Origin of the sequence: Paenibacillus motobuensis, from assembly GCF_039521865.1 — a bacterium.
Taxonomy (GTDB): Bacteria; Bacillota; Bacilli; order Paenibacillales; family Paenibacillaceae; genus Fontibacillus; species Fontibacillus motobuensis.
Genome location: NZ_BAAACX010000006.1, coordinates 149,537 through 165,764 on the forward strand (window position 1 = coordinate 149,537; position 16,228 = coordinate 165,764).

General features: G+C 45.7%; 14 protein-coding genes. 12 read left to right on the forward strand and 2 right to left on the reverse strand.

The window, feature by feature from the left end; all coding sequences use genetic code 11:
* The first annotated feature begins 171 nt into the window (after positions 1 to 171).
* The 8 genes from ABD014_RS04545 to ABD014_RS04580 all read left to right on the forward strand — a co-directional run bounded on the left by ABD014_RS04545 (position 172) and on the right by ABD014_RS04580 (position 6,677).
* Positions 172 to 891, forward strand: a complete 720-nt coding sequence (locus ABD014_RS04545; protein ID WP_068781401.1) for a YebC/PmpR family DNA-binding transcriptional regulator — start codon at positions 172 to 174, stop codon at positions 889 to 891.
* A 297-nt stretch (positions 892 to 1,188) separates the two neighbouring features.
* Positions 1,189 to 1,851 (forward strand): response regulator transcription factor, encoded by a 663-nt coding sequence (locus ABD014_RS04550; protein WP_343858009.1) that lies wholly within the window; start codon positions 1,189 to 1,191, stop codon positions 1,849 to 1,851.
* Positions 1,848 to 3,182, forward strand: a complete 1,335-nt coding sequence (locus ABD014_RS04555) for a HAMP domain-containing sensor histidine kinase (protein ID WP_343858012.1) — start codon at positions 1,848 to 1,850, stop codon at positions 3,180 to 3,182. Before ABD014_RS04550 ends, ABD014_RS04555 begins: the two co-directional genes overlap by 4 nt.
* A gap of 22 nt (positions 3,183 to 3,204) precedes the next feature.
* On the forward strand, positions 3,205 to 3,738 hold the full coding sequence (locus ABD014_RS04560; RefSeq protein WP_343858015.1) for a VanZ family protein: 534 nt from the start codon (positions 3,205 to 3,207) through the stop codon (positions 3,736 to 3,738).
* 324 nt (positions 3,739 to 4,062) lie between these two features.
* A complete protein-coding gene (locus ABD014_RS04565; RefSeq protein ID WP_343858017.1) occupies positions 4,063 to 4,668 on the forward strand; it encodes a phosphatase PAP2 family protein in 606 nt (201 codons plus the stop codon).
* A 178-nt stretch (positions 4,669 to 4,846) separates the two neighbouring features.
* On the forward strand, positions 4,847 to 5,428 hold the full coding sequence (locus ABD014_RS04570) for a YdeI/OmpD-associated family protein (protein ID WP_343858019.1): 582 nt from the start codon (positions 4,847 to 4,849) through the stop codon (positions 5,426 to 5,428).
* Between the two features lie 104 nt (positions 5,429 to 5,532).
* Complete coding sequence (locus ABD014_RS04575) at positions 5,533 to 5,913, forward strand: VOC family protein (protein WP_343858021.1); 381 nt, start codon at positions 5,533 to 5,535, stop codon at positions 5,911 to 5,913.
* Between the two features lie 104 nt (positions 5,914 to 6,017).
* Positions 6,018 to 6,677 (forward strand): copper amine oxidase N-terminal domain-containing protein, encoded by a 660-nt coding sequence (locus ABD014_RS04580; RefSeq protein ID WP_343858023.1) that lies wholly within the window; start codon positions 6,018 to 6,020, stop codon positions 6,675 to 6,677.
* Between the two features lie 76 nt (positions 6,678 to 6,753).
* Here ABD014_RS04580 and ABD014_RS04585 read toward each other — a convergent pair whose 3' ends face one another.
* On the reverse strand, positions 6,754 to 8,466 hold the full coding sequence (locus ABD014_RS04585) for a sensor histidine kinase (protein ID WP_343858024.1): 1,713 nt from the start codon (positions 8,464 to 8,466) through the stop codon (positions 6,754 to 6,756).
* Positions 8,467 to 8,468: 2 nt separating this feature from the next.
* Positions 8,469 to 10,013 (reverse strand): response regulator, encoded by a 1,545-nt coding sequence (locus ABD014_RS04590; RefSeq protein WP_343858025.1) that lies wholly within the window; start codon positions 10,011 to 10,013, stop codon positions 8,469 to 8,471.
* Positions 10,014 to 10,281: 268 nt separating this feature from the next.
* On the opposite strand from ABD014_RS04590, the gene ABD014_RS04595 reads away from it, so the two are divergent.
* From ABD014_RS04595 to ABD014_RS04610, 4 genes are all read left to right on the forward strand, one after another.
* The gene (locus ABD014_RS04595; RefSeq protein WP_343858026.1) at positions 10,282 to 11,994 is read left to right on the forward strand and encodes an extracellular solute-binding protein; all 1,713 of its coding nucleotides are present in this window, start codon (positions 10,282 to 10,284) and stop codon (positions 11,992 to 11,994) included.
* A gap of 21 nt (positions 11,995 to 12,015) precedes the next feature.
* Complete coding sequence (locus ABD014_RS04600; RefSeq protein ID WP_251409668.1) at positions 12,016 to 12,906, forward strand: ABC transporter permease; 891 nt, start codon at positions 12,016 to 12,018, stop codon at positions 12,904 to 12,906.
* An 18-nt stretch (positions 12,907 to 12,924) separates the two neighbouring features.
* Positions 12,925 to 13,803 carry a carbohydrate ABC transporter permease gene (locus ABD014_RS04605; RefSeq protein ID WP_343858339.1) on the forward strand — a complete coding sequence of 293 codons (879 nt, stop codon included), beginning with the start codon at positions 12,925 to 12,927 and terminating at the stop codon, positions 13,801 to 13,803.
* A gap of 99 nt (positions 13,804 to 13,902) precedes the next feature.
* Entirely contained in the window at positions 13,903 to 16,137 is a 2,235-nt protein-coding gene (locus ABD014_RS04610; RefSeq protein WP_343858030.1) for an amylo-alpha-1,6-glucosidase, read from the forward strand.
* The last annotated feature ends 91 nt before the right edge of the window (positions 16,138 to 16,228 follow it).

Genomic DNA, 16,228 nt, shown 5'->3' on the forward strand with positions numbered 1-16,228 from the left:
TTCGCGTATAGTATGATGAACGGCTTGTTTTCGGACTTCTGTACGATATATAATAAACTGGGTATAAATCATGCTTTGGGGTTGAATATATGAACTTGATACTCAATAAATCGTCACCACCTGCCATTTGTTCCGATAAATAATCATAAATAATAATGAGGTGTGAACAAGATGGGACGTAAGTGGAATAATATTAAAGAGAAGAAAGCTTCAAAAGATGCAAATACAAGCCGGGTTTATGCTAAATTTGGCGTAGAAATTTATGTGGCAGCTAAGAAGGGCGAGCCGGATCCCGAATCGAACCGCGCGTTGAAGGTCGTTCTTGAACGTGCGAAGACTTATAATGTACCGAAGGCAATTATTGACCGTGCATTGGACAAGGCAAAAGGCAGCGCAGATGAAGTGTATAACGATCTTCGTTATGAAGGCTTTGGTCCGAATGGATCGATGATTATTGTCGATGCACTGACGAACAATGTGAACCGTACGGCGTCTGCTGTGCGCGCCGCTTTTAATAAGAATGGCGGTAATATGGGTGTTAGTGGTTCTGTCGCTTATATGTTCGATTCTGCAGCGGTATTCGGGGTAGAGGGTAAAACTTCTGATGAAGTACTCGAATTGCTAATGGAAGCAGATGTAGATGTTCGTGATATTCTTGAAGAGGATGAATCGGTCATCGTATATGCCGAGCCGGATCAATTCCAGGCTGTGCAGGACGCGTTCAATGCGGCAGGGGTCACGGAATTCACCATTGCTGAACTTAGCATGATTGCTCAGAACTATGTAACTCTGCCTGAAGATGGACAAGCTCAGTTTGAGAAGCTGGTTGATGCGCTTGAAGACCTGGAGGATGTGCAGCAGGTGTATCACAACGTTGAGCTTGAAGACTAAGATCGATTACTATATATAATGAATAGCCATTACAAGAGATCCTTATTTAACAAGGCTTCAATAGGGCTTTGCAGACAGGGATAGACAATGCTATTTGTGAAGGTTGGGGCACTAACGCCATAGGCATAAAAAACCTATGGCGTTTTTTGCGCCCATTTTCAGGAAATTTGTTGTTTCACATTAGTAAAAGTAAAACCATAGGGGAACTGTTAAGCAGGGGAAGTGAAAAAACAACAACCTAAAACTACAGGGAAAATACAGATTGCTGTGATATTCTTTTTGTGGAGGGATACATCTATGTCTATACGAATCCTGCTTGTCGAAGACGATGAGCATATCTGCAATACAGTTAAGACCTTTTTATCTGAGGCAGGATATAAGGTAGATACTTGCTTGGACGGTAGCGAAGCGTACTCCAAGTTTTACGACAACACCTATCAGCTTGTCATTCTTGACATCCTGCTGCCGGGAATGAATGGCCATGAGCTTTTGCGGGAGTTTCGCAAGATTAACAATACCCCTATTCTGATGATGACTGCGCTTTCCGATGAGGAGAATCAAATCAAGGCGTTTGATGCGGAAGCGGATGATTATGTGACAAAGCCGTTCAAGATTCAACTTCTTCTGAAACGTGTGGAAGCCTTGCTCCGGCGAAGCGGCGCGTTGGCGAAGGAAGTCAGCTGCGGCAAGCTGACGCTTTTGCCGGAAGATTTCAAGGCGGTTTATGATAACGAGGAGTTGTCCTTGACACTCAAAGAATTTGAAATCCTTATGTTATTGGTTCAGAACAGGAGCAGGACGCTATCTCATGAAATTATCCTATCCCGCGTTTGGGGCTATGATTTTGACGGAGACGGAAGCACTGTGCATACCCACATCAAAAACCTACGGGCGAAGCTGCCTGAGAATATCATCAAAACAGTACGGGGCGTGGGTTACCGCTTGGAGGAATCTACATGAAAAACCGTGGGATTTTCATTAAGGTATTTACTTATACGATAATCTCTATATTGTTGCTTGTCGGCGTGACGGCGGCGTTATTTTCGCAACAGTTTAGGTCATTCTACAAAACGACACAGACCCGGCAAATAATAGCTTCATATCAGCCTTTGGTGGAACGAATTCAAAGAAACAATCACAGCGACATTGCGGAAGTGGCTCAGCGCTTTTACGAAAACAACCAGTCTTTTGAGTTCATTATTACGGATAAAGACGGCGGCTTGATATACGCCACGCCGAATGCCGACACACCGGACAGTTTTGAGGGCGATTTTTATTATGTCGTGCATAATGATGAGAACTTTTCCATTGTTGCCCAAAGCATGACGGGCTTAGAATCGTTTTATCGTGATTTAATCGTTCGTGGAGTCGCCGTGTTTGCCGTAATGCTTGCGCTCTGTCTTGTCTGCGCTTTTGTCTTTGCGCGGCAGATGACCAAACCAATCAAGCGCCTCGCAGACAGCGCCGGGAGGATGGCTAATCTCGAAGAAGTCCCGCCTCCGTCAGAGCGTAAAGATGAGCTTGGTGCATTAGCCCGTGACGTTTATTTCATGTATGACAAGCTGAAGGAAACCATATCCAAGTTAGAGGACGAAATCCTACGGGAGCGCGAGCTGGAGGAAACACAGCGATATTTCTTCTCGGCGGCTTCCCATGAGTTAAAAACGCCTATCGCGGCGACGAGTATCTTGTTGGAGGGAATGCTCGAGAATGTAGGCGATTATAAGGACCACCCTAAATATCTGCGCGAATGCGTGAAGATGATGGACGCGCAGAGCGAGTTGATTTCCGAGATACTGGGGATTGTTAGTTTAAGCGACAGAAAAATCGTACCCGTTCCTGAAAAACTGGATATCAGACATACAGTCGCTGACATGATGTCTGACTTTCAAACATTGTCTGAGGCAAACGGTCAGCGTATTGTTACGGATATTCCCGACGGGTATACCTGTCTTGCCGACCCTAAAATGCTCCAAAAAGCACTATCCAACGTCATTTTGAACGCGGTGCAGAATACGCCCAAAGGCGGCGAGATTCGGATATGGAGCGAGCCTGTGGCTGAACATTACCGCCTTTGCACACTAAACACGGGGACGAGGATTGACGATACGGTGCTGCCGAAGCTGTTTGACCCGTTCTACCGTGTGGATAAGGCACGGAGCCGGAAAAACGGACGAAGCGGCTTGGGACTGACCATTGTACAGAAAACGCTGGAATCCATGGGCGTTGATTTTGCTTTGGAAAACACCCCGGACGGCGTTCTGTTTTGGATGGACTTGCCGAAGGCGTAAGCAACTATAAGGAGACAAAATAATGAAATCAGAAAAGCGAAACACACTTACAATCACATTATTCGTAGTATATCTACTGCTGTTGATAGGAATTGTTCTCTTCAAATTACCATTTTATTCTCCTGTAATATCAGACGGGATACGAGTCATCAACCTGATTCCATTTCAAGGGTCTTTCGATGAAAACGGAACTCTAATCTTACGTGAAATTATTCAAAATACACTTCTTTTTATACCGTTGGGCATCTATATCTGTATGTTAAAAAGCAAATGGCCTTTTATGAAGAAAGTCCTTCCGATTGTCGGTTTAACCTTATCGTTTGAAATGATACAGTTCATTTTTGCAATGGGAATAACTGATATAACGGATGTACTTGACAATACGCTTGGAGGGGTAATCGGCATTGGTATCTATACTTTATTGTTCAAGATTTTCAAAAACAGGACTGTTAAGGTTGTAAATATACTTGCCTTGGTAGTAACTGTTTGCGTAGTAGTACGTTTCGCCCAACTGTTTTATCTCAGCCATTTTGTCATGAGGCGTCTACGCCCCTGATGTTAGGGACCATACCTTATCACTTTGACCGACAGGATTATTCCTCCCGGTCTTTTTTTCGCATTTGAGATTTGTACAACGGAGAGATTGTCGCTTACAATATAGCGATAAGCAAGATACATCCTTTGTGCGGGGTCAGTTCCTGTCCCCCTCACATTTATTAGAATTTCTTGTTTTTATCGGACAAAGTCAGGAATAGACAATTCCGCGTGACCGATACTGAAGTATATCGTTGAAAGTTCAGGTGGTGTGGCAGCTATGAATATTAAGTTTAAATTTTCATACCTATTTTTTCTCAGTTTATTATTCTTAGCCGGATTTGGAATGATTGCATATTGGATCGGCGGAGCACAGATTCATCATTTTGATAATACGATAATTTCTTGGGTGCAAGGGCAAGAATCGGATTCTCTGACGAAAATAATGAAGGTGTTCACATGGATTGGGAGCCAGCTTCCTGTCATTGTGATTTTGCTGGTGACGCTTATTTTCCTGTATTTCGTGCTGCACCATCGCAGTGAACTAGTGTTCCTGATCATTATCGTAACTGGGTCCGCTCTGCTTAATATATTGCTTAAGCAGCTATTCCGCCGTGATCGTCCTTCTCTGCATAGACTTATTGAGGAGACGGGCTTTAGCTTCCCAAGCGGTCATTCGATGGCGGCCTTTAGTCTCTATGGTGCGATCGTCTTCTTGGTCTGGAAGCATATTCCCTATATATTGGGCAGAATCGCAGTCATTGTTGTTGGGGCCTGCCTGATACTGATGATCGGTGTTAGCCGCATTTATTTGGGTGTTCATTATCCTAGCGATGTGCTTGGGGGATATTTAATCAGTGCTTGCTGGCTGACGGCATCGATCTGGCTGTATCAAGGGTACCTGGAGGCTGCTTACGAGAAGAATCGAAGATTTCGGGGACAGCGGGTGTGACATCCAACTATGATCAAGGTATAATGTGTTCTATAACGAGAGATGATGATATTCCCGCACCAGGATGGTCTTACAATGGACGATTTGATGGTGCGGGATTTTTGTAAACTTGCCCTTTATCAGAGCAAAGCAATGGAGCGATATACGAGATAATATTGGGATCATGGAGTGCAAAAGAATGGCGAAAAATAATGATTTGCCTATGATGATATTCAACAGGCAGCAAGATTTCGAGGATTGGCTTGAACAGAATCACGAATCTTCAGAAGGAATTATGTTGAAGATTGCGAAGAAGGATTCCACAATCTCTACAGTGTCCTATAGTGAAGCGCTTGACTGCGCATTATGTTATGGGTGGATTGATAGTCGGAAGGAGAAGGGCGACGAAGAGACTTGGTTGCAGCGCTTCACTCCCCGCAAAGCCAGAAGTATCTGGTCGAAGGTAAATAAGGAAAGAGCGGAGGCACTTATTGCGAACGGAAGAATGAAATCGTCCGGTTACAAAGTGATCGAGGTTGCCAAACAGAATGGACAGTGGGATAGCGCGTACGAATCCCAAAGCAAGTCCAACCTGCCGGAGGATTTCGCGAGTGAGCTTAGTAAGAATAATCAAGCAAAAGAATTTTACGATATGTTAGACAGCCGGAACAAATATGCAATTATGTTCAGAATTAATAATGCCAAGAAGCAGGAGACGAGGCAGAAGCGAATTGAACAATTTATCTCGATGCTGGAACGGCATGAGAAGATCTATCCTTAGATGGAAAGGGATATAAGGCGGACGATGATTAATATATTTATGGATGAATATATTAAGTTATCGAGTATTGTCTATGATAAGAAAATCCAGAAAGGGTGTATTTAGTGGGAAATTCATTTCTGAATAAGCTGGAGCATGTGCAGATTCCAGTGAGAAACCTGGAAGCCTCTGTTCAATGGTATACTACTAATCTTGGTTTTCGACTGCAGAGTAAGTCAGATTTGAATCGACAGGCTTTTCTGACCCTGTCTGAAGGGCCGATGTTAATGCTGTGGGAGTCGCAAGATGAGAGTCAAGCAAACTTCACGGTCAACGGGCAGATCCTGCCCGTGTTGCTGTTCAACACGACGAGAATCCATGAACTACATCAATTATTGCAGTCTTTGGGCAGTGAGATTACATTGTATCAAGATGAAGGATTCGCCTGGGTTCTAAAATTCATCGATCCCAATGGGAATATGTGGGGAGCTATTCAATACAAGTAATTATCCATAAATAGTCAATAATGGAAAGAAATTATTGGAAATAGCCAAAGTCTCTATGTTAATATGGACCATTGTATATATCTTACAAAGGAGTTGCATATTGCATGAGAAGAACTAAAAGGAGTCTATGTGCCGGTGCTATAGCCGCCATGCTGCTTCTCACCAGTTCTGTGGCTTCGGTATCTGCGCATCCGGGTAGAACGGATGCCAACGGCGGACATACCTGCCGTACGAATTGCGAGAAGTGGGGACTTGAGTACGGAGAGTATCATTACCATAATGGGGGAGGGTCTAGTAAATCTAAATCCAATTCTTCCAAGAGCAAGTCTAAGACAACGACGACAAAGAATAAATCAACGACTAAGAACACAACACCGAGCAAATCCAAGCCTGCGGCACCAGCCTATGCGAAATCTGGACTTGTCGTTTATGTTAACGGAACGAAGCTTTCTTTTGACAGTGATCCATTGATCTATAAGAACACCAATTTACTTCCTCTGCGTGAGATCGCCGAAGCATTGGGGGCGAGTGTTGCCTGGGATAAGCAGGGTGGAACGATCACTGCCACGAAAGAGGATCGCAAAATGACTTTAAAGCTGGGCAGCAAGACGGTGTATTATAACGGCAAGGCTGAGACCGCGAGTGCTGCACCGAAGGTAATTCAAGGGACAACCTATGTGCCCGCCCAGGTCTTTGCCAGAGGCCTAGGAGCCACGGTTGCCTACGATTCAAGCGCGAATACTTTAGACATCACTTACGAGTAATGGAAGTCTAATAGAAGACGGATTGTCAGGAAGAGATGGTCAGCCCATCTGATCCGGCAATCCGTCTTTTTTATCTTCAGTTATCTATTACATCCGCTGCGGGGAATCTAAGGGTTACATGGGTTCCCTGATTTACTTCGCTCATTATCGTAATTCCATACTCTGGTCCATACATTAATCTGGCCCGGTCATGCACATTCTTCAGACCATAGCCCGTAGGCTTGGAATCAAGCAGTGAAGCAAGTTGCTCCAGTTCAATTCCAATCCCGTTGTCTTCAACCTGGAACACGATACAGCCGTCTTCCAATTTGCCGGAGAGCTTGATCTTGCCGCCTTCATCTCTGTTTTCGATACCGTGAATAATCGCGTTTTCGATTAGCGGCTGCAGCATCAGGTTAGGCATATGGTACGGTAGGATGGCCTCGTCGATCTGATACTCTACATCGAAGCTGTTGCTGTGCATAAGCAACTGAATTTTCATATAGGACTGGACATTCAGGATCTCGTTCGAGACGAGAATCATATTGTTCCCCTTATTCAGTGTCGTACGATAGAACGTGGACAAGAGCTGAGCCATTTCGCTAATATCAGTAGCATGAATTCGCAGTGCCCGCCAATTGATCAGCGACAGAGAGTTATACAAGAAGTGGGGGTTAATTTGCGCTTGCAGGGCTTTCATTTCGTATTCCTTGCGGGCAATTTCTTCTCTGTATACTTTGTTGATCAAGTCTTCCGTTTTGACGACCATATTGCCGAAGCCGCGAATCAGATCACCGATCTCATCCTTGGAGTCGCTATGAACTGTCACTTCAAGCGAGCCTTCCTCGACAGTCTTCATATTGTGGCGTAATTGCTCGATCCGAGATATGAATTTACGCGAGAATAGAGTGCCAGCCACAACTACGGCACCGATACAGGCAATAATCATAAGCAGTACGGTAGAGACGATCCTCCATGCGGATTGGGTGATCAGACTGGTAGGTTTATATAGGAACACCTCCCAGCCAGAGGTAGGAATGCTTGCATGCAGCACCGTATACTTCTTGCCGTTCCAGTGCATCTCATCTACGGATGGATCACGGAAGAGCGAGTCCGGGTACACCCCATCTGGCTCCGACGAATAGACCGCTTGCCCGGCTGCGTCCATAATAAGCAGCTCTGCGCCTTGGGTTTCCAAGGAATCAAAAGGCTCAAGCAGGCTCTTGGAATTGATGCGGGCGTAGATGATATTGTCTTTCGGATTTTTGATCTTGGTGTTAAGCACCCGGCGTACGCTATAAATATGATGGCGGTCGGAGAACCACAAGATGTTAGTCGATTCCATCACGAGCGGATACCATGTTGTACTGCGAACCTCGCTAATGGGTCGTACTGTCTGTCCATGCTGATGAAGATTGGTCCCGGTATACAGCGTTAGCTGCTCTATGCTTGCGTTCAAGTTCCGGGCAGTGTAGAAATTCTGGTCGATGACATTGACGAGCTGATCATACATTTCAAAAGTACTGGTGTACGTATGATTGGCCGCATTCACAATCTCTTGATTGAAGCTGAGAAAGTTGACGATCTTATTATACGCTTCCAATTGGCTGTTAAGCGTTAACGCACTCTGGTCAAGCGCGGCATTAAGATCGGATTTGGACTGATTGATCAGGAGTGATCTTGTCTCGGAGAAGCAGAAGCTCCCGAGTACGATAACAGGAATCATGCTGATTAGTAAAAAAGCAAATTTAATCTTCGACTGAAAATTCATATTATGGATGCGTTTCTTCAGAGAGTGCCAGCTATGCATCTTTATTCTCCCGCCGCTTCATAGCCGCTTTGGTTGTACTGTCTGAATTTCTCGGGCGTCTGCCCGTAGAAATCCCTGAAATTTTGGCAGAAATACGAGAGGTTCCGGTACCCGACGGCGTTGCATACATCCGCTATTTTCAGATGCGTATGGGTCAGCATATCCTTGGCCTTTTGCATCCGTACATTTTTGATATATTTATTAATTCCGCAGCCGGTTGTCTTCTTGAACATCGAGCTTAAATAATGGGGGGATAAGTAGACCCTGGCGGCAAGAAGCTCAAGGTTCAGATCCTCGGCATAGTTCTCCTCGATATACTGCTTAGTCGCCACAATATCCCGGTTCGGAGCAGGTTCGAGATTGCCTGTGCTTTGTTCAAGCTTGGCGATCCCTTCCCGTATCATGTGCTTGATATTCCGTAAATCCTCGGCTTTGTATATTTGCTCAATGCCGAGATTGATCTCTCGTTCAGAAGCGTTAATAAACGACATGATGCTCTGATACACCGTAGAGAAAGTATGCTTGACATATAATTGCGAGAATTGAACCTGTCTTACGTACTTCTGATAGAGCAGTTCTATATTCGCCTTCAGGTTGAAGAGATCCCGTTCTCGAATATTTCCCCGAATCTGTTCGATCAGCTGATTATCGGATAGATCAGGGAAGTCCTGCTCAGAGAGCATCATCTCATTTTTTACATCAAAGATGAACGTATCTGGCAGGAAGAAGCGATACTCCATCAATGGCTCCAGTTCAGGTAGCACTCCAGCCAGATCATGAATTGCTGTCAATCCTTTTCTAATACCGATATAGCAATTTACCCGGTATTTGAACAGGATACTGTCGTGTATCTGTATCGCTAACTCTTGATAGGAGAGGCTTGAATGAACCCCTTTGCGTTCAGGGAATAGGAGTAGACTCTGGCAAACGTTCAAATTTAGATAGTCTGCCGGAGTCCCGATGAGGGACAATAGATACTCTTCAAACTCCATATCGGCGTTCTCGAAGAAATCCTTCTCGAATTCAATCAGTAATACGCCTTCATAGTAAGTTGGAAAGTCATGCCAAAGACCTTGCATGGAAGGCGGTTCCTGGGCTCCATTGATCAAGGTAAATAGAATATGTTTCTTGGCATATGCTTGCTTCATCAGAGACTGTACATCCTGTTGCTGACGATCTGTCAACTCCGCGATTACTTTATTCATCGTCGCTTGGAATGCTTCCACATTAACCGGCTTGAGCAGATAATCAGAGACTCCCAGAGCGATAGCTGTCTTGGCATATTCAAATTCTGCAAAGCCGCTGAATAGGATTACTTTTAATTCAGGGTGAAGCTCGAGGACTTGTCTGGTGAGCTCAAGACCGTCCATTTGCGGCATTCTCACATCCGTGAACAATATGTCTACAGAGTGCTCCTGCAAATATTCAAGAGCTTTGCGACCGTTATCGGCTGTCTCTACCTGTAGCGGTAGGGCCAGTTCTTCAATTAGGAAGGCAATTCCTTCGCGTTCATCCTGATGATCGTCTACGACCAATATCGTTAACATCTATATCCCCCTGCGCTCATTGTTAGCATGATTTTATTATATCATTTGTTTGGTGGGCAATTTGGTTCAATGAAAGCGAGTATTTTTTGATATAAAACGTAATTTTTTTGCGTTTACGATTCTTGGAGATCAATCTTAGAATAGAAGAGTACTTATGAATGCAGGTTTTTGAAGCAAGCCGGCGCTTTGAAACCGTATAATTAGAACGATCGAGCAAGATAAAATGAAATTACATTGATGAATGAGAGAAATACTGGGAGGTCTACTAATGTTATTAAGAACAAAACGTGCATCCTCTATCGTATTAGCAGCATTGTTAGCGGTATCCCTCGTTGGTTGTGGCAATTCCGATAATGCGAACAATGGTTCTGCAGCTGCTAAATCGAGTGACCCAGCTTGGGAAGAGGCAATGACTACTCCTTTTGGCAAATATCCAGAGACTGTATCTTATACCGTGGGTCAAATGGCCACGAACTATTCTACACTAAGCGGGACCCCTTACGAGAAGGATAACGCGACGAATAATGTGTGGACCCGGTACTTCAAGGAGAAGCTCAACGTACAGAATATGACGAAGTTCGAAGCGAATGACGGCACAGACTACAGCCAGAAGGTATCGATGGCCATCGTCAGCGGCGACATTCCGGATATTATGGTCGTTCCTGACTATTCGACGCTGCAACAATTGTATGATAATGATCTGATTGCTGATCTGACCGATGCCTATGATAAGACGGCCAGTGACCGCATCAAGGAAATCTATGATTCGTACGGAGGCCGTGTGCTGGACAGCGCTAAATTCGACGGTAAACTGATGGCCATTCCTACAACGGAAATCTCGCACGGCCCGGGAATTCTCTGGCTGCGCAAAGATTGGATGGACAAGCTAGGACTTCAAGAGCCTAAATCGCTGGAAGATGTAGAGAACATTATTGAGCAGTTCATTGAGAAGGACCCTGGCGGGAACGGTTCGGGAAAAACGGTCGGACTGGTCGTGGATAATGAGAATGTGGCCGGGATTTCCGGCGGTCAATATTCCTTGAACAACATCTTTGCCTTGTATGGTGCTTATCCGAAACAATGGATGGACGATGGTAATGGCAATGCTGTATACGGATCGATTCAGCCTGAAATGAAGCCAGCGCTGACCAAGATCGCTGAGATGTACAAGAAAGGCTTGATCGACCGTCAGTTTGCAGTACGTACCGGCGATGACCGCAAAGCGCTGCTGACAGGCGGCAAGAGCGGGGCCTTCCTGGATAACTGGTGGGGAAGCTGGACTGTTGCGGATACCCTCAAATTGAATCCGGATGCAGAATGGATATCTTATGTTGCTCCTCAATCAGAAGACGGTTCGCTGACGATGTTCACTGGGAATCCTTCCAGCAGCTATCTTGTAGTTCGTAAAGGCTTCGAGCATCCGGAATTGGCTATGAAGATGGTCAGTCTGCAATATGACTATCAGCGCTACCAAGAGAAGGAAGCCGATACGCTGAAGGCCTTCGAGGATTATAGCAATCTGAACGTATCCGGATCGCCAATTATCGTCAACATCGACTATTATGATGCGTTTTATCGCAATGTTGACATCATGAAGGAAGCGCTGGAGAGCGGCGATACAAGCAAATTGATCAGCAACAATGATATCACCGCTTATAACTCTTATAAGAAGTATATGGACAGCGAGAAGACAGGCGAGAAGCCAGATGCTGTATCATGGGCCGGATATACTTCCAGCATCACGACGGCAAGCATGGTGAAGAACGCGAATATCAAAGAAGTAAACCCTGTCTTCTTCGGAACTACGCCTTCGATGTCGCTGAAATGGCCAACTCTATCCAAAATGGAGCTGGAAATGTATCTGAAGATTATTACTGGCGATCAATCTCCCGATTCCTTCGATAAGTTTGTAGACAGCTGGAAGAAGACCGGTGGGGATACCATTACGAAGGAAGTTAACGAAGCAATTGCTTCCAATTGAAGTTGAAAGAGTTGATCCGTAATGAAGAATAAAAAAGATCAGGCGGCTTTTCACTTCATGATGCTGCCTGGCATGATTTTTCTGATTATTTTCTCCTTTATTCCGATGTTCGGGATTGTCATGGCCTTTCAGAACTATATTCCTGCCAAAGGGATCAGCGGTTCACACTGGGTCGGTCTGGATAATTTCAAGTTCATGCTGCAAATTCCAGACAGCAAACAAATCTTTGCTAATACGATTGTTATAGCCGTGTGGAAGATTATCGCAGGCACTTTGGTATCAATCATTTTTGCCCTGCTGCTGAATGAAGTTCGAGTACGGTTCGCGAAGCGTTTTATGCAAACGATTGTCTACCTGCCGAACTTCCTCTCTTGGGCGATTCTGGCCACTGTTGTCATGAACATTTTCTCTTATGAGGGGCCGATTAATGCTTTCCTTGGATGGTTTGGCATTGACCCGATTCTGTTCATGGCCAGCAATAAATGGTTCAGACCGATGCTCGTATTAACCGATGTATGGAAAGGCTTTGGCTACGGCTCCATCATCTACCTGGCCTCATTAACATCGATTGATCCGGGGCAATATGAAGCGGCGTCGATCGACGGAGCCAATCGATGGAAGCAGCTCTGGTATATCACGCTTCCGGGTATGCTGCCGACGATTATTCTCGTAACGACCTTGAACCTGCCTAACGTACTTAACGCCGGGTTTGACCAGATCTTTAACTTGTACAACCCTCTGGTCTATCAAACGGCGGATATTATTGACACCTATGTGTACCGGGTAGGTCTCGTGGAAAGACAATATAGCTTGGGGACAGCAGTAGGCCTCTTGCGGTCGGTAGTCGGTATTGTTTTGATTCTTTCCGCGAACAAGCTTGCTCAGAAGCTTACTGATTACCGTATTTTCTAGAAGAAGGGGGTGGCTCCCATTACCGCTCAAACTTTCAAAAGCCGCATTGCCGATATTATTATTTGGATTCTATTGCTGGCATTAACCTTATCTTGTCTCGTTCCACTGCTTAATCTAGTGGCGATATCTTTCAGTGATAACGCGGCAGCTTCCGCGAATCTTGTAAGTATATTTCCGGTGAACCCGACATTAAGCTCCTATGATAAGCTGCTCTCGGACTCCCAGTTCTGGCGTTCATTCATGATCTCCGTTGAACGGGTTGTGCTAGGCTTGCTCGTCAATATGACATTAATGATTCTGACCGCCTATCCGCTCTCCAAGAGCCCAAGACAGTTCCGTGGTCAGAAGGTGTATATGAACATCGTGATTTTCGCCATGCTGTTCTCAGGCGGTCTGATTCCTACCTTCATGGTAGTCAAGGAGCTTCATTTGCTGGATTCCATCTGGTCGCTGATCTTGCCAGGGGCTGTTCCGATCGGCAACGTCATCCTGCTGATGAACGCCTTCCGCGGGGTGCCGAAATCGCTGGAGGAAGCGGCCACGATCGACGGAGCCTCGCAATGGACCATTCTGATGCGGATCTTCCTTCCTGTGGTATTACCGACATTGGCGACGGTGATGCTGTTCACGATCGTCGGTCACTGGAATGACTACTTCGGAGCGTTGGTGTATATTAATAAAACTTCCAACTATCCGCTGCAAACGTATATTCAGCAGCTAAGTGTAGAGGTTCAGAACATCACCGATCCGGAGAAATTGATGGAACTTGCCAAAATTTCCGACCGGACTCTGAATGCGGCCAAGATCGTTGTCTCAACCTTGCCGCTGCTTATGATCTATCCTTTCATGCAGAAATACTTCGTATCAGGGATTGTAGTAGGCTCTGTCAAAGAATAAAACTGCTATTAACAAATAAAATAATTTTACAAGGGGCCGCTGTGATCTTTCATGGCGGCCTCGCATTTAGGCGAATGTAGTGAATACAGGAGGTTAGTTATGCATAATCATCAACCGAGTAGCAAGGCTCTGGATGAGATGAAGATATTCGTCCCCGCGGAAGCGAACAGGGCCATTTCATTTACCAATAAAGAGGCGGCTTTTTATTTTACCCAGTCTCATGAGACGAATCATATGGAACATGCTCATTTTGCAGGCATGAATATCGCCAAGAACCGGATTTTTAGCGGCTATACACTGATGGCCGATCAGGTGGAGCTGGATAACCGTAAATCCGATGTTTGCGTATATCCATACAAGCTGGAGCGGATTTATGACGGTGGTCTTACCGAAGAGCTATGGATGTTCGATTACAAAAATATTGTAGAGGTTGGGATCGCTGGGGCCGTAAATACGATAGGAATCGAATTACAGGGCGAGCATCTTGATCCTATTGGAAGCCAAGAGGAAGCGGCTATCTTCCGTTCCATGGAAGGGAGTTGGATCATTGCTGTCAGTTCCATCGATGGACAGGCCGTTCAGCTTGAGGAGCATCTTCTATCTTCGAAGGCAAATGCTGGTGGGTTCTACATCGCCGTCGCCAAGACGGCGGATGAAGCGATCGCCTTGATTCATACGACGAGGAACGATCGTCTTCGCTGGAAGCGGGAGCGCATACAGCGTATGGAGAACTTCCTGCAGCAGCATGTTCTTCTGACCAGTAGTGATCAGGATCTCGCACTGGCAATGAACTGGATGAACATGACGATGGACCAACTAGTGACGAGACAGCAGGGCGATGGGATCTATGCCGGACTACCTTGGTTCAATGAATATTGGGGAAGAGATCAGTTTATATCTCTGCCCGGGGCCTGCCTTGTAACTGGCCAATTCGAGACTGCCAGGAATATTCTGCTCTCCTTCGCCGAGTTCCAGAATACGGATGAGCAGTCGATCTTCTTCGGTCGAGTGCCAAATATACTGGCTCCAGAGAATATAGATTACCATACGACAGATGGTACGCCTCGCTTCATCATCCAACTACAGGATTATGTGAAGTATTCCGGAGATACGGAGATTATTAAGGAACTGTACCCTGCCGTCCGCAACAGTATTGAAGGCTCGATCAAGCATTGGGTGGACGATAAAGGCTATCTGATGCACGCGGACAATGAGACCTGGATGGACGCCAGAGACGCGAATCTGAACTCTTATTCACCACGTGATACACGAGCCAATGATATTCAGGCGCTTTGGTACAACCAACTATGCTCCGGAGTTTACTTCGCAGAGTTTATGAACGACGAGGAGAACGCTAGCAAATGGAGTGATATTGGTGAGAAATTGCGGTGGCACTTTGCCGCGGATTTCCGTGATGAGACGCATCCTTATTTGGCGGATCGCCTGGATGCACAGGATCAAGCGGAATTTGCCCTGCGGCCGAACCAATTGTTCGCCTTTGACATGTTCGAAGACAAGGAGTTCAAATGCCAAGCGACGCGTACGGCCTGGGAAGAGCTTGTCTATCCTTGGGGCGTAGCATCTCTTGAGCGACGTCATCCGTTATTCCATCCCTTCCATCTGACGCCTCAATATCATAAGGATGCAGCTTACCATAACGGTGCGGTATGGCTGTGGCTGAACGGGATTGCCATGCAGCGGATGATCGAGCTGGGGCAGGAAGAGACAGCATATAAGCTGTTCAAAAATATGAATTGGCAGGCTTTGAATCTTGGGGTCGTCGGCGGTTTAGCCGAGAACATGGATGCCTATCCACAGGCAGGAGAGAGATGGGCCAAGCTGACCGGGGCTTATCTTCAAGCCTGGTCAAATGCTGAGCATCTTCGCGTATGGTATCAGTATTTCCTGGGTCTGCGTCCCGATCTGATTCAGCATACCCTGACGATCGCGCCGAGAATTCCAGCGGAATTGCAGTCGCTGGATTACCTAGTGAAGATAGGCATGGGCCAGATCGAGGCCAGCTATAAGCAGAATAGCGCTTATCGGACTTATCATTATAACTTCATTGATATAGCGGTTGACGTAGTAATAGATATTGTGCCGTTTGAAATCGCAAGGCTTGAAGTCCAGTCGGGTTACGAATTAACCGTGAAGCAGATGGAGGATCATTTGCACATTACTCTGCAGGACAGAGATGCCCATGTTATCAAGGAGCTAAGCGCTGCCTTATCTGAATCCCGTACGGCTGAAGCGGAGCGTAATCAGAAAATGCTTGATGGTGTCAAGTTTGCCGAACCATTAAGCTTGGAACATCACCCTGTAATAAAACTATAAATCTATTTGTAATTATGAGAAGCATTCCTTGAATAGCGGTGCAGCTATTTGAGGAGTGCTCTTATGATTTAATCCTTCGAAATTGAAATAA

Coding starts and splice junctions, on each gene's coding strand:
- ABD014_RS04595 (WP_343858026.1), top strand. CDS start 10,282: ATGTTATTAAGAACAAAACGTGCATCCTCTATCGTATTAGCAGCATTG.
- ABD014_RS04560 (WP_343858015.1), top strand. CDS start 3,205: ATGAAATCAGAAAAGCGAAACACACTTACAATCACATTATTCGTAGTA.
- ABD014_RS04590 (WP_343858025.1), bottom strand. CDS start 10,013: ATGTTAACGATATTGGTCGTAGACGATCATCAGGATGAACGCGAAGGA.
- ABD014_RS04550 (WP_343858009.1), top strand. CDS start 1,189: ATGTCTATACGAATCCTGCTTGTCGAAGACGATGAGCATATCTGCAAT.
- ABD014_RS04580 (WP_343858023.1), top strand. CDS start 6,018: ATGAGAAGAACTAAAAGGAGTCTATGTGCCGGTGCTATAGCCGCCATG.
- ABD014_RS04600 (WP_251409668.1), top strand. CDS start 12,016: ATGAAGAATAAAAAAGATCAGGCGGCTTTTCACTTCATGATGCTGCCT.
- ABD014_RS04555 (WP_343858012.1), top strand. CDS start 1,848: ATGAAAAACCGTGGGATTTTCATTAAGGTATTTACTTATACGATAATC.
- ABD014_RS04545 (WP_068781401.1), top strand. CDS start 172: ATGGGACGTAAGTGGAATAATATTAAAGAGAAGAAAGCTTCAAAAGAT.
- ABD014_RS04565 (WP_343858017.1), top strand. CDS start 4,063: ATGATTGCATATTGGATCGGCGGAGCACAGATTCATCATTTTGATAAT.
- ABD014_RS04570 (WP_343858019.1), top strand. CDS start 4,847: ATGGCGAAAAATAATGATTTGCCTATGATGATATTCAACAGGCAGCAA.
- ABD014_RS04585 (WP_343858024.1), bottom strand. CDS start 8,466: ATGCATAGCTGGCACTCTCTGAAGAAACGCATCCATAATATGAATTTT.
- ABD014_RS04610 (WP_343858030.1), top strand. CDS start 13,903: ATGCATAATCATCAACCGAGTAGCAAGGCTCTGGATGAGATGAAGATA.